Annotated in this window: 12 protein-coding genes; 4 read left to right on the top strand and 8 right to left on the bottom strand. The window is 63.5% G+C overall.

The genetic code is table 11. The features are described 5' to 3' along the window. Positions 1-38: 38 nt before the first annotated feature. The 3 genes from NKH28_RS04050 to NKH28_RS04040 form a co-directional block, all read right to left on the bottom strand. Positions 39-863, bottom strand: a complete 825-nt coding sequence (locus tag NKH28_RS04050) for a carbohydrate ABC transporter permease (protein WP_352977903.1) — start codon at positions 861-863, stop codon at positions 39-41. 36 nt (positions 864-899) lie between these two features. Next, positions 900-1,772 (bottom strand): carbohydrate ABC transporter permease, encoded by an 873-nt coding sequence (locus NKH28_RS04045; protein ID WP_352472057.1) that lies wholly within the window; start codon positions 1,770-1,772, stop codon positions 900-902. Between the two features lie 68 nt (positions 1,773-1,840). Then, positions 1,841-3,109 carry an ABC transporter substrate-binding protein gene (locus NKH28_RS04040; protein ID WP_352926119.1) on the bottom strand — a complete coding sequence of 423 codons (1,269 nt, stop codon included), beginning with the start codon at positions 3,107-3,109 and terminating at the stop codon, positions 1,841-1,843. Between the two features lie 388 nt (positions 3,110-3,497). Here NKH28_RS04040 and NKH28_RS04035 point away from each other — a divergent pair, with 388 nt between their 5' ends. Further along, on the top strand, positions 3,498-4,745 hold the full coding sequence (locus NKH28_RS04035) for an MFS transporter (RefSeq protein ID WP_023674455.1): 1,248 nt from the start codon (positions 3,498-3,500) through the stop codon (positions 4,743-4,745). A gap of 73 nt (positions 4,746-4,818) precedes the next feature. Next, entirely contained in the window at positions 4,819-5,970 is a 1,152-nt protein-coding gene (rnd, locus tag NKH28_RS04030) for a ribonuclease D (protein WP_023674454.1), read from the top strand. 12 nt (positions 5,971-5,982) lie between these two features. On the opposite strand, the gene NKH28_RS04025 is transcribed toward rnd, so the two are convergent. The 3 genes from NKH28_RS04025 to guaB are packed head-to-tail and all read right to left on the bottom strand — an operon-like array spanning position 5,983 to position 8,504. Next, a complete protein-coding gene (locus NKH28_RS04025; protein WP_352472046.1) occupies positions 5,983-6,402 on the bottom strand; it encodes an MAPEG family protein in 420 nt (139 codons plus the stop codon). Positions 6,403-6,430: 28 nt separating this feature from the next. Continuing rightward, on the bottom strand, positions 6,431-6,970 hold the full coding sequence (locus NKH28_RS04020; RefSeq protein ID WP_352542392.1) for a hypothetical protein: 540 nt from the start codon (positions 6,968-6,970) through the stop codon (positions 6,431-6,433). A 31-nt stretch (positions 6,971-7,001) separates the two neighbouring features. Next, entirely contained in the window at positions 7,002-8,504 is a 1,503-nt protein-coding gene (gene guaB / locus NKH28_RS04015; protein ID WP_352458563.1) for an IMP dehydrogenase, read from the bottom strand. A gap of 295 nt (positions 8,505-8,799) precedes the next feature. Between guaB and NKH28_RS04010 the strand changes: the two genes are divergently transcribed. After that, positions 8,800-10,221 carry an MFS transporter gene (locus NKH28_RS04010; RefSeq protein ID WP_352977901.1) on the top strand — a complete coding sequence of 474 codons (1,422 nt, stop codon included), beginning with the start codon at positions 8,800-8,802 and terminating at the stop codon, positions 10,219-10,221. 181 nt (positions 10,222-10,402) lie between these two features. Here NKH28_RS04010 and NKH28_RS04005 read toward each other — a convergent pair whose 3' ends face one another. Then, positions 10,403-11,098 (bottom strand): RlmE family RNA methyltransferase, encoded by a 696-nt coding sequence (locus NKH28_RS04005; protein WP_352472049.1) that lies wholly within the window; start codon positions 11,096-11,098, stop codon positions 10,403-10,405. Further along, positions 11,095-12,477, bottom strand: coding sequence for a Ppx/GppA phosphatase family protein (locus tag NKH28_RS04000; protein ID WP_352977899.1), 1,383 nt, complete (start codon positions 12,475-12,477; stop codon positions 11,095-11,097). The genes NKH28_RS04005 and NKH28_RS04000 overlap by 4 nt, the downstream gene beginning before the upstream one ends. A gap of 328 nt (positions 12,478-12,805) precedes the next feature. Here NKH28_RS04000 and NKH28_RS03995 point away from each other — a divergent pair, with 328 nt between their 5' ends. Then, the gene (locus tag NKH28_RS03995; protein WP_352977897.1) at positions 12,806-13,738 is read left to right on the top strand and encodes a lysylphosphatidylglycerol synthase domain-containing protein; all 933 of its coding nucleotides are present in this window, start codon (positions 12,806-12,808) and stop codon (positions 13,736-13,738) included. Positions 13,739-13,840: the final 102 nt, after the last annotated feature.

Here is a 13,840-nt window from a genome sequence, read left to right as displayed (position 1 = left end):
TGAGTTCGCTGCTCTGTGCCCGCAGTTCAACTATGCACTCACCCCTTCACCCCGCCCGCCGTGAGACCGGAAATGATCTTGCGCTGGAAGATGAGAACGAGGACGACGAGCGGCACGGTGACGATCACCGATGCGGCCATGATGTTGCCCCACGGGATCTCGAACTGCGAGCTGCCGGAGAGCAGCGCGATCGCCACCGGCACGGTTCGCTGCTCGTTGCTGGAGGTAAACGTCAGGGCGAACAGGAACTCGTTCCAAGCACCGATGAAGGCGAGGAGCCCGGTGGTCGCCAGCGCCGGCCACATGAGCGGCAGGAAGACGCGGCTGATGATGATCCAGGGCGTGGCGCCATCGAGGATCGCCGCTTCCTCCAGTTCGATCGGCAGGTCGCGAACGAAGGCGGTGAGCACCCAGACGGTGAACGGCAAGGTGAAGATCATGTAGGACAAGATCAGCGCGAACGGCGAATTGTAGAGGCCGAAGGTGCGGATCAGCTCGAAAAGACCGGCAAGCACCGCCAATTGCGGGAACATCGAAACGGACAGGATAATGAGGAGCAGAGCCGAGCGGCCGCGGAAGCGGATGCGCGCCAGCGCATAGGCAGCGGTGACACCCAGGAACAGCGAAATGACGACAACGGCGCTCGAGATGAACAGCGAGTTCACGAGGTTGCGCAGGAAGGTCCCCTCGGTGAACACGGTCCTGTAATTGCTGAAGGTAATCGTCTTCGGCCAATAGTCGATCTGGAAGAGCGCCGTCCCCGATTTCAGGCTGGTGATGATGGCGTAGTAGAACGGGAACACCGTGACGACGACGATAACGGCGACGAGGAGGTAGAAAGCCGTGCGCTTGACGATCCACATGGTCAGTTGTCCCCCATGATCAATAGTCCCCCATGATCAATAGTCCTTGTCCAGTCGTATCCGGCCGAGCCAAAGAACGAGCATGGTCAGCAGAGCGAGGATAAGGAAGAGAAGCGTCGAGGCGGCGGAACCGGAAGCGAACTTGTCGAACTCAAACAGGCTCTCGCGGGCAAACACCGACATCGATTTGGTGTGTATGTTGTTTGGCGTAAGCACGTAGATCAGATCGAAGATGCGCAGGGCATCGAGACCGCGAAAGATCATGGCCACCATCAACGCCGGTCGGATGAGCGGCAAAGTGATCTTCCAGAAAATTCTCCACGCGCCGACGCCGTCGAGCTTGGCGACCTCGTAGATTTCTTGTGGAAGCATCTGGAGGCCGGCGAGAATGAGAAGCGCCATGAAGGGGGTCGCCTTCCAGATGTCGACAACAAGGACGGCGACCATCGCCGTGTCGGCGCTGGCCGTCCAGGCGATCTTGGTGCTGATCAGGCCGAGCTTGAGCAGGACGTCGTTGATGATGCCGAACTGGTCGTTGAGCATCCACTGCCACATTTTCGCCGAGACGATCGTCGGGATCGCCCAAGGGATGAGGATCGCGGCGCGCACGATGCCGCGGCCGCGAAACCTGGCGTTGAGCACCAGCGCGACGATCATGCCGAGCACCGTCTCGCAGGTCACCGAAATCACCGCGAAGCGCACCGTGTTCCAGACGGCGCGCCACCAGACCGGATCGGCGAGCAGCCCGTCATAGACGACGCGGCCGCTCGGCATTTGCACGACGGAGAAATAGTTGGCGAAACCAACCCAGCGGCGGGCTTCGAGGTCGGCGAGCGAGGCATCGGTGAAGCCGAAATAGATCGTGCGCATCAACGGCCAGCCGGCAACGGCGGCGAGCACGATGAGCATCGGAGCAAGCAGCAGCCATGCCGAGCGCACACGCTGACGCGCCAGCAGCGAGCCTGAGCGCGGCGAGGTCACCAGGCGGTGCCCTTGAGCCTGGTCAAGGAGAACTCCAGATCGGCAAGGTTGTCGGCGGCTGTGCCCTCGCCGGAAATAGTGTTGTGGACGGCGGTCCAGAACTCGCTCGATGCCTCATTGTACCGGCTCTTGGCTTGGGCCGAGGGACGCGGCACCGCGTTGAGGACGACTTCCTTCCAGCGCGGAATCACCGGCTGGGCGCTGGCGATGTCGGCATCGTCATAGAGTGCCTGGATGGTCGGCAGATATGCCCCCTTCAAGGCGCGGTACTTCTGCATCTGAGGCGAGGCGATCCATTTGACCAGCTCGATCGCTGCATCCGGGTTCTTCGAATATTTGGAAACCGCGAGATTCCAGCCGCCAAGCGTTGCTGCCGGGTGCGCGCCCTCACCAGACCCCGGCGGCAGCGTCGTCACCTCGAACTTGCCTTTGATGGGGGAGCTTTCGCTGTTGCCAAGCGCGTAGGCGTAGGGCCAGTTGCGCATGAAGACGGCGTTGCCGGTCTGCCAGACTCCGCGCGACTCTTCTTCCTGGTAGGCCAGAACGCCGGGCGGTGAGATGGTTCCCACCCAGCTCCTCGCCATTTCCAGCGCCGCAGCTGCTTGCGGATTGTTGATGGAGATGGTGCCGTCCGGCTCGATAATCTGGCCGCCGCCGTTCGACTTCACCCATTCGAGTGCATCGCAGGTCAGCCCCTCATAGGCGTTGCCCTGGAAAACGAAACCCCACATGTCCTTGTTGCCGGCCGCGCGCTCCTTATCCATGACAAGCTTGGCGGTATCGGCAAGTTCAGCCCAGCTGGCCGGGACCCTGGCGCCGTATTTGTCGAGGAGATCCTTGCGGTAGTAGAGCGCCGGAGCGTCGGTGAATATCGGCAAGGCGACGAGCTTGCCGTCCACGGTCTGCGATTTGATGATCGATGGGAAATGGGCGCCAACGACATCCTTGGTCGCTTCGGTCAGGTCGATGAACTGCCTTGCAAGCTGGGGGGCCCAGATGATGTCCGTTTGATAGACGTCGACGTCGCTGCTTCCGGCGGCAAGCCAGAGCCGGTATTGGCCAAACTGGTCCGTCGCCGAGGGGGGCAGCGGAACGACGCTAACCTTGTTGCCGGTCTTCTTCTCGTATTGATCGAGGATCTCGCGAAGGATTCTCTGGCCGTTGCCGGTATCTCCTGACACCATGGCGAGGTCGACAGCCCGCGCCGGCCCGGCCGCCAGAACTGCGGCCACGGCAAATGCCGCAAATGCGGAATGAAATTTCATGATGGCGGACCTCCCTTTGGAGCTTCAGGCCGGGCAGCAGAAACGACGTCGATGCTGACACCGTCTCCGCACACCGGCGGCTCACAAGACGCGTGTTCGCCCACCAGCACTGAACTACAAAGATACGCCTTGGTTCCCAACACGGAGGGTCCGGCGCCACGCGGTAGCGCAAGTTCTCCCGCGGTAATGCACCTAAAACGTGTCGCGTTCGATCGGCCTCATGCGACGCGCTTTAGGTCCTTGTTTTTATACATGTCGTTATCGCAAAACCGCTGCACTTTTGCGCGACATGCATTAAGGCCCCCGGCTGGCCCCAACGCCACCGGGAATTGCCGCTGGCATTGGCGAAGCCGATGGTTCAAGAAGGATCAACGACAGGCTTTCCTTCATGTCCTCCATCCGCCCGCTGATCCCCCTCCTGATCGCCGCCGGCATCCTGCTCGGCGGCAACGGCCTGCAGAGCACGTTGATTGCGCTGCGTGGTGCGCAGGAAGGTTTTCCCGCTTCCTCGATCGGCCTGATGGGCACGTTCTATTTCGCCGGCTTCCTGCTCGGCTGCCTTGCCGTGACCCGCATCATGAAGTCCGTCGGCCATGTGCGCGCCTTTTCGGCACTCGCGGCGATCGCCTCGGCGGGAACGCTGCTTCTGGTGCTGGTCATCGATCCGGTGATGTGGTGCGCCGTGCGCTTTGCCGGCGGGTTCTGCTTTGCCGGCCTGTTCACCATCATGGAAGCCTGGCTGAATTCCGGCGTCACCAACACCGACCGGGCGCGGGTGCTTGCCATCTACCGGATGGTCGACATCGGCTCGGTGACGGGCGCCCAGTTCCTGATCCCGATCTTCGGCGCCGGCGGCTTTGCCATCTTCGCCATCATGTCGATGATGATCACCGTTTCGCTGGTGCCGGTTTCGCTCGGCGACCGCTCCAATCCGACGCCGCCGGAAGACGTCAAGCTCGATTTGGCGCGCGTCTGGCGGATCTCGCCGCTCGGCTGCTTCGGCTGTATCGCCGTCGGCGTCACAAACAGCGCCTTTCGCACCCTGTCGCCGGTCTATGCCGAGCAGATCGGCATGTCGGTCGCCGACGTCGTCACCTTCGTCAGCGTCGGCATTTTCGGCGGCGCCATCATCCAATACCCGCTTGGCTATCTCTCCGACCGCTGGGACCGGCGCTCGGTGCTGCTGATGACGACGTGCTGTGCGATGGTGGCGGCACTGGCGCTGGCATTCGTGGCAGGCGGCAGCCCGTTTCTCAACTTCCTGCTCGTCTTCATCTTCGGCTGCTTCGCCATGCCGCTCTATTCGTTGTCAGCGGCGCATTCCAACGACCGCGCCGACAAGGGCGAGTTCGTGCTGATCAACGCTGCCTTGATGCTGTTTTATTCCTTCGGCGCCATCGGCGGGCCGTTCGCAGCCTCGACGGTGATGCAATTTTTCGGGCCGAGCGCGCTGTTCGTGTTCAGCGCCACCGTCTATGCGATCTTCGTGGCCGTCATCCTTTACCGGATGCAGGCGCGCTCCGCCGTGCCGGCCACCCATCGCAGCCGTTTTACGGCGCTTTTGCGCACTTCGACGGTTTTTGCCCGGCTGGCGAAGCGGAATGCCGATCCCGATGAACCCGCAAAGCCTGGATAGAGGTGCTTGCGCTTGACGAAAGCGCGCGCGGCTGAAATTGAAAGAGACCCTATCCCTTGCCAAAAGCGATTTGATGCACGTCATCACCACCCAGAAAGAACTCGAGACCGCTATTGCCGCCTTCGAAAAGGCGGAATTCGTCACCGTCGATACCGAATTCATTCGCGAAACGACCTTCTGGCCGATCCTGTGCCTGATCCAGATGGCAGCGCCCGGGGTGACCGCGCTGATCGATCCGCTGTCGCCCGACATCGACCTGAAACCGTTCTTCAGGCTGATGGCCAACGAGGCGATCGTCAAAGTCTTCCATGCGGCGCGGCAGGACATCGAAATCATCGTGCATCTCGGCGATCTGGTGCCGCATCCGGTGTTCGACACCCAGGTCGCGGCAATGGTCTGCGGCTTCGGCGACAGCGTCTCCTACGACCAGCTGGTGCAGCGCATCACCGGAGCGCGGCTCGACAAGTCCTCGCGCTTCACCGACTGGCGCCACCGTCCGCTGTCCGAAAAGCAGCTCGACTACGCGCTCGCCGACGTCACCCACCTGATCGAGGTCTACAAGCATCTCAGCGCCGAGCTGGTGCGGGAAAACCGCGCCCACTGGCTGAACGAGGAGATGGACGTGCTGACCTCGCGCGAGACCTACGATCCGCATCCCGAGGATGCCTGGAAGAGGCTCAAGATGCGGCTGCGCAAGCCGCAGGAACTGGCGATCGTGCAGGCGGTGGCCGCCTGGCGCGAACGCGAAGCGCGCGAGCGCGACGTGCCGCGCGGCCGGGTGCTCAAGGACGATGCGATCTACGAAGTGGCGCAGCAGGCGCCGCGCGACGCTGCGGCGCTGAGCAAGCTGCGTACCACGCCGAAGGGCTGGGAGCGCTCGTCGACGGCGACGGCACTGCTTGGCGCGGTAAACGCTGCCCTTGCCCTGCCCAGGGAAGAGATGCCGAAGCTGCCGAAGAGCTTCCAGCCGCCGGAGGGGTCAAGCGCCGCGGCGGAGTTGCTGAAGGTGCTGCTGCGGATCGTTGCCGAAAAGGAGGGCGTCGCATCCAAGGTACTCGCCTCCAGTGACGACATCGACCGCATCGCTGCCGAGGGCGAGGAAGCCGACGTGCCGGCATTGCAAGGCTGGCGGCGCGCCGTCTTCGGGGAGGCCGCGCTCAAGCTGGTGCGCGGTGAACTCGCCATCAGGTTCGACAAGCGCAAGATCGCTGTGTTCGATTTGTAGCCTTGAGCTTGCTCAGACCAAGCCGAGCAGATGCAGCGCTAGCCATATCCATCCAAGTGCAAGAACCACCGCGCCCAGGTAGAATGCCCTGCTGCGCAGGATCAGCTGATTGCTGGTCAAGTGGACCGATGCGTGAAGATAGCGGGAGACGACAAAGATCCACATCAGTGCCAAGGTCAGATAATTGACGCCATTGGTCACGTGCAGCGTCAAGCATAAGACGTAGAAAAGCACCGGCAGTTCGAACTGGTTGCTCAGATTGTCGGCGACGGTGACGCTGGAACCAGGCTCCGTCGAGCGCGTCTTGAACTGGCCGGCCTTGGCTTCGCCCGATCTGACCGCACCATGGCGGCGCCGGCCCATAACGACGTAGACGATATAGACCAGCAGCACCTGCGCCAGCATCGGCCAGAAGATCGCGGTCTGGTTCAAGATGCCCCCTGTCTTTGTCACCCAGCCTTCAAGACCGTTTCTGAGCCATCAGAGTGAAAGCCGCAGTGACGGTCACTGGTATCGCCAGCAGGGCGAATTTGGTGACGATCAGCGCCGAAGCGAAGGATAGCGAATCCGGATTAGCCGACAGAAAATCGGACAAAAGACGAGCCACGGCGATATTCTGGGCATAGTCGGTAAGCAGGTAGGGCAGCACCAGCACAACCGCGAATATCGACTGGGTTTGCGCAGGCAGTGCACGGAAATTCTTCAGCCGCCGGCCCGTGGCCAGGATCAGGCTGACCATCGTCAGCGACAGCAGCGCCGGAAAAAGCAGGTCGAAGGTCAGGTAATGCCAGACGAGAATAATTTCGCTGCCGCGCCGGCCGAGTGCCGTCAGCCAGGCCATGCCCTCATCCGGGGTGAAACCGGCATAGCGCATGTCGAGCGACGGCAGACCGCCGCTCAATTGGCGAAAATAGAGGAACTCCATTGCCGTCATGATGATGAAAACCGCCACGGTGGCGACACAGAGTGCGGCCGCGTGGCGCGACAGCCGCAGGATCATTGCCGCCAGATTGCGCCAAGACGCATGACGGTCAGGCTCCGCCAGGATAATTCGGGCTTTCGCGGGTAATCGTGACGTCATGGGCGTGGCTTTCACGAAGTCCGGCATTGGATATCCGCACAAAAGTGGCGCGCTCGCGGAAATCGGCAAGGTCGCGGCCACCGACATAACCCATAGCGGCTTTCAGGCCGCCTGCAAGCTGGTGCAGCACGCCAGACACAGGTCCTTTGTACGGCACCTGCCCTTCGATGCCTTCCGGGACCAGTTTCAGCGTGTCGCGCACCTCGGCCTGGAAATAACGATCGGCGGAGCCGCGCGCCATCGCGCCGACCGAGCCCATGCCGCGATAGGCTTTGAACGAGCGGCCCTGGTGCAGATAGACCTCGCCCGGGCTCTCGTCCGTGCCGGCCAGCAGCGAGCCGATCATCGCAGCACTTGCGCCGGCGGCCAGTGCCTTGGCGAGATCGCCCGAATATTTGATGCCGCCATCGGCAATGACCGAAACGCCGGATTTCTGCGCCGTCTCGACCGCCGACATGATCGCCGAGAGCTGCGGCACGCCGACGCCGGCGACGATGCGGGTGGTGCAGATGGAGCCTGGTCCGATGCCGACCTTGACCGCGTCGGCGCCGGCATCGATCAGCGCCAAGGTGCCTTCCGCGGTGGCGACGTTGCCGGCCAGGATGCGAACCGAGTTGGACAGTTTCTTGGCCCGCGTCACCGCATCCAGAACGCGCTGCGAATGACCGTGCGCGGTGTCGATCACGAGAAGGTCGACGCCGGCGTCGATGAGGCGCTCGGCGCGTTCGAAACCGTCATCGCCGACGCTGGTGGCGGCGGCGGCGCGCAAGCGCCCCTGCGCATCCTTGGTGGCGTGCGGGTTGAGCTGCGACTTCTCGATGTCCTTGACCGTGATCAGCCCGACGCAATTGCCGTCCCGATCGACCACAACAAGCTTCTCGATGCGGTGCTGATGGAGTAGCCGCTTGGCCTCGTCCTGATCGACGTTCTCCTTGACCGTGATCAGGTTCTCGCGGGTCATCAGCTCATAGACCTTTTGCGCCGGATCGGACGCGAAGCGGACGTCGCGGTTGGTCAGGATGCCGACGAGCCGGCCGACCGTGTGGCCGCCGGTGCCGCCGTTCTCGACCACCGGAATGCCCGAAATGCTGTAGGTGCGCATCAGACCCAGCGCATCGGCAAGCGTCGCCTCGGGACCGATGGTGACAGGATTGACCACCATGCCGGACTCGAATTTCTTCACCTGCCGCACCTGCTCGGCCTGTTCGGCCGGCGAGAAATTGCGGTGGATGACACCGATGCCGCCGGCCTGGGCCATGGCGATGGCGAGCCGCGCCTCGGTAACCGTGTCCATGGCGGCCGACAGGATCGGCACGTTGAGGTCGATGTCGCCGGCGATGCGGGTGCGGATGTCGGTCTCGCCGGGCATGACCTCGGAATGGCCCGGCTGCAGCAGCACGTCGTCAAAGGTCAGCGCCAATGCGCCGGTGGACGTCTCGATGATTTTTGCCATGGCCAGCCCTCGGAATGCAGGAAAGGCGCTCGCCCTGGATGGACAGCGCCGACTCGTCTTCTTCCCTTTCAGGATTGGCGCTGGCTCGTAACACGTCCCGTGGCCGTTGAAAAGCCGATGGTTGTGTAGTGGCGAAGCTGCATTTTGCCCCAGGGGCTGCGAGACTTGCGGTCGCACAAACGTGACAGCAAATTAATGCGACATCCGGGCCAAGCCATGATAACCGCCCTACCTGTCGGTTTGGCCCCCAGGGCCGGCAAGCAATCGCGACGCACATTTCAAGGCCGGATCCATCGTGAACCGCACCATTCCGCTTATCCTGGCGGTCGCTCTATTCATGGAAAATATGGATTCGACCGTCATTGCGACATCGTTGCCGGCGATCGCCATCGACATCCACACCAGCCCGATCGCGCTCAAGCTGGCGCTGACCGCCTATCTGGTATCGCTGGCGATCTTCATTCCGATCAGCGGCTGGATGGCCGACCGCTTCGGCGCCAAGAATGTCTTCCGTGCCGCGATCGCCGTGTTCATCGTCGGTTCGGTCGCGTGCGCCATGTCCAATTCGCTGCCGGCTTTCGTGGTGTCACGTTTCCTGCAAGGTATTGGCGGCGCCATGATGACGCCGGTCGGACGCCTGGTGCTGGTACGCGCGACGCCGAAAAGCGAGCTCGTCGCCGCCATGTCGTGGCTGACTGTCCCGGCTCTGGTCGGCCCCCTGGTCGGCCCGCCGGTCGGCGGCTTCATCACGACCTATTTTTCCTGGCACTGGATTTTTCTGATCAATGTGCCGATCGGGCTGATCGGCATCTGGCTGGCCACGCGTTTCCTGCCGAAGACCGACGCCGCGCAGACGCCGCCGCTCGATCTCATCGGTTTCGTGCTGAGCGGGCTGGCGGCATCGGGCATCGTGTTCGGCCTGTCAGTGGTCAGCCTGCCGGCTCTGCCGCCCGTTGCCGGCTTTATCACCGTTGCCGTCGGGCTGGCATCGGCGGTGCTTTACCTGCTGCACGCGCGCCGCGCCAAGAACCCGCTGCTGGCGCTCGAGCTGTTTCGCAATCGGGTGTTCCGCTCCTCGGTGCTCGGCGGCGGACTGTTCCGCATCGGCATTGGTGCCGTACCTTTCCTGTTGCCGCTGATGTTCCAGATCGGTTTCGGGCTGACGCCGTTCCAGTCCGGCATGATCACCTTCGTCTCGGCAATCGGCGCCATAGGCATGAAATTCGTCACCGCGCTGATCTTCAGGGTCGCCGGCTTCCGCCGTGTGCTGATTTCAGGCTCGCTCATCGCTGCCGCGTCCATCGCCATCAACGGCCTGTTCACACCCGACACGCCCTACGGGCTGATCCTCGCCATGCTGCTCGCCGGGGGCTTCATCCGGTCGATGTTCTTCACCGGCATCAATGCGCTTGCCTACGCCGAGATTTCGGCCGCCGACACCAGCAAGGCGACGCCGATCACGGCCGTGTTCCAGCAGTTGGCGATCGCGCTCGGTGTGGCGCTAGCCGGCGGCATCCTGGAAGTGTCGACCACGATCCATGGCGGCCCGCTGACGCTGAGCGACTTCCACACCGCCTTCTTCATCGTAGCGGCGGTGTCGGCGGCAGCCTCGCTGTCGTTCATGCGGCTGGCCCCGGACGCCGGCAATGCCGTGTCTGGACATGGCCGGCTGACACCGCCGAAGACGCTGGAGCCGGTGAGCCCGCCGGGGAGTTGAGAACCCCTTCCCTTCTCCCCTTGTGGGAGAAGGTGGATCGGCGCGCAGCGCCGAGACGGTTGAGGGGTGTTGGAAGAAATGAGGCGATGATAACTGCAAGCGTGTTGCCAAGCTGGAACACCCCTCATCCGACCTCGCTTCGCGAGGCCACCTTCTCCCACAAGGGGAGAAGGAAAGGGCGCTACCCCTTGAAATCCTTCGCCAGCAAATACAGCTCCACCGATTCGTCGCGTGAGGCCGGCGGCTTGACGTGATGGACCGAGCGGAAATTCCGCTTGAGTCTCGCCAGCAATTCGTTCTCGGCGCCGCCCTGAAACGTCTTGGCCAGGAAATGCCCGCCAGGCTTCAATACCGACAGCGCGAAATCGGCCGCCACCTCGCAAAGATGCATGGTGCGGATGTGGTCGGTTCGCTTGTGGCCGGTGGTCGGTGCGGCCATGTCGGAGAGCACGATGTCGGGCTGGCCGCCCAGCGTCTCGGCCAGCCTCTCCGGCGCCTGCGGATCGAGGAAATCCATCAGCAGCACCGGCGCGCCCGGCACGGCGTCCATCTCGAGATAGTCGATGCCGACGACGTTCGGGTGTTCCGCGGTCGACTTGGTACGCGCGGCGGCGACCTGGCACCAGCCGCCGGGCGCCGCACCAAGGTCTATCACCTTCATGCCTGGCTTGAGCAGATGGTGCTTGTCGTCGATCTCGATCAGCTTGTAGGCGGCGCGCGAGCGATAGCCGTCGGCCTTCGAGCGCTGGACATAGGGATCGTTGATGTGGCGCTGCAGCCAGCGGCGCGACGATTCCTTCAGGCCGCTTTTCTTCTTGATCTTCGTCTTCAGCACGCGAATGCCGGCGGAGCTCGGTCTTTCCGGTTTCTTGGTCATTGCCGGCCTCGCCGCCAGACGCCGTCATCGGCCATCAATTCGCTCAATATGCCCTCGCGCAGGCCGCGGTCGGCGACACGCAGCCGCTCCGACGGCCAGACGGCGCGGATCGCCTCCAATATGGCGCAGCCGGCCAGAACCAGGTCGGCGCGGTCGGCGCCGATGCAAGGGTTGGCGACGCGTTGCTGGAAATCCCAGCCGACCAGTTTTTCGACCATGCGGTCGACGCTGTCGCGATCCATCCACAGCCCGTCGACGCGGCGGCGGTCATAGCGTTCGAGATCGAGATGGACGCCGGCCAGCGTCGTCACCGTGCCCGATGTGCCGAGCAAATGGAATTTCGGGCTGGCCAGGAGGTGGCTCAGCCGGTCGCGCCCGTCGAAGGCGCGCAGCCGCATTGCGACATCCTCGACCATGGCGCCAAAGATCTCGCGTGTCACCGTGCGGCCGCCAAAACGCTCGGCCAGCGAGACGACGCCGACCGGCAGCGACGTCCACGAGACGATATGGTTGGCAAGCCTTGGCGAGCGCTGACCGGTGAGGTCGATCAGCGCGATTTCGGACGAGCCGCCGCCGATGTCGAACAGCACGACGCCTTGCGTGTCGCGCTCGACCAGCGAACCGCAGCCCGACACCGCCAGCCGCGCCTCGGTCTGGCGGTCGATGATCTCGAGCTTCAGGCCGGCCTCGCGCTCGACGCGCTCGAGGAACTCGACGCCATTGGCGGCGGTTCGGCAGGCCTCGGTGGCGATCAGCCTGGCTTTCCTGACCTTGCGGTTGCGCAATTTGTCACCGCAGATCTTCAGCGCCTCGACCGCGCGGTCCATTGCGGCGTCGCCGAGCCGGCCATTGGCGGTAAGGCCCTCGCCCAGCCTGACGATGCGCGAGAAGGCATCGATGACGCGGAACTGGCCATGGCGCGTCGGCACCGCGACCAGCAGCCGGCAATTGTTGGTGCCGAGATCGAGCGCGGCAAACACCGGCAATTCCTGCAGCGGCGGCGGTGTGCGGGCACCTTGCCCCGGCCTTGGCGGAGCTGAGGGCGGAGGCGCGTAAGCCGCTGGCTGGGGCGGGCGCGCGGCCGGGGCCTCGTTGGCGGCGGGCACCGAAGCGCCGGCCGCCAGCGGACGAGTCTCGTCGCGTGCGAAAACCTTGCGCCCGCGCCGGCGCTTGCGCCGTTTCTTGGGTTTGCCGTTCTGATGCGGGCCGTTCTGACCCTTGTGATCGTGGGACGTGTCGCCAGCCTGTCCATTGCCGGACCAGGGTTGCACCTGACGGCCGTAGCGTCCGGTGGATGGGCTTGCCTGGCCGGACGGCGTCGGCGAACCCCTGGACACGCCCACTTCCGGCGCGCCAGCGCCGGCGTCGTGGTCTTCCACTGTCGTTCCTTCCGGCGCCGCGCGAACCGGAGACCGGACGCAGCAGGCGCTTTTACATGTTCAAGTTGCCGCCAGACTATCAGCGCACGGCCGGATCACCAAGAGCGCTCGCGGCGAATTTTGCCGGCGGCGTGAAGGCGGCGACGTCGGTGAGCCCTTGTCCCCTTGGGAGAAGGGAAGGCGCGAGCGCCACAACGCGCCTTCCCGGTTGAATAGCCGGCTTCAATGAGGCATTTCTGAAATGGAGGGTAAATCATTCGGCAACGCGGGCGGTTTGCCTGCTGCGAACCGGAAAACGGTACGGGCTGCAACGCATGATCGTCATGCCATGAACTGGAGGCGCTATTTCTGGCCCGTCATCGGCATCGCCGCGGTGGTGTTCTCGCTGTGGCTGCTGTTGCACGAATTGCGCGGCATCTCGCTTGACGATGTCTGGGCCGGCATAATCGCCATCCCGGCGCGCGGCTGGGTGCTGGCGGCGCTGAGCTCGGTCATCGCCTATGCCTCGCTCGCCGGCTACGACCACATCGCGTTGCTGCACATCGGCAAGAAAGTATCGTGGCTGTTCGTCACCTTCTGCTCGTTCACCACCTACGCGCTGTCGCACAATATCGGCGGCTCGGTGTTTTCCGGTGCGGTGATCCGCTACCGCGCCTACGGCACCAGGGGCCTGACCGGGCAGGACGTCGGCATTCTGGTGGCGATCTGCTGGATCACCTTCGTGCTGTCGACGCTGTTCGTCTCAAGCATCGTCCTGCTGCTCGAGCCCGAGGTGATCGACCGGTTTTCCGGCACGCCGCATCACCGGCTGTCGCAAGCAGCAGGGCTCGCCATGCTGCTCGTGGTGGCGGCCTACATATTCGGCAGTTGGCTGCATCTGAGACCACTCAGGATCGGCAGCTTTCAGCTGCATTATCCGGCGCTGCCGATCGTGGCGCGGCAATTGCTGGTCGGCCCGATCGAACTGCTGGCGGCGGCGGCGATCATCTTCTTCGCCCTGCCCGCCACCGGCAATCCCGGCTATTTCATCGTGCTCGGCGTTTTCCTGGTGTCGTTCTCGATCGCGCAGATCTCGCATGCGCCGGGCGGGCTGGGCGTGTTCGAGGTGGTGTTCCTCGCGGGCTTGTCACATATGGACCAGGTCGGCGTGCTGGCGGCGCTGCTGGTGTTCCGGCTGTTCTACCTGATCATCCCGCTGCTGATCGCGCTCGGCGTGGTGCTATTCTTCGAGCACTCGCAATACAGCCGCAGCGAGAGTTGAAGCGCCGGAAGCCGACGATTGAAGCCAGACACAGGGTTGACTATTTTCCGGCGGCGGCTACAAGGGCCGCGCGGCTGCCTGGCGGCCCACCCTGCGCGACAA

The organism is Mesorhizobium sp. M1227 (assembly GCF_040318315.1).
Classification (GTDB): Bacteria; Pseudomonadota; Alphaproteobacteria; order Rhizobiales; family Rhizobiaceae; genus Mesorhizobium.
Note: the sequence above shows the minus strand (reverse complement) of the source record. Positions and strands in the feature narration are given on the sequence as shown.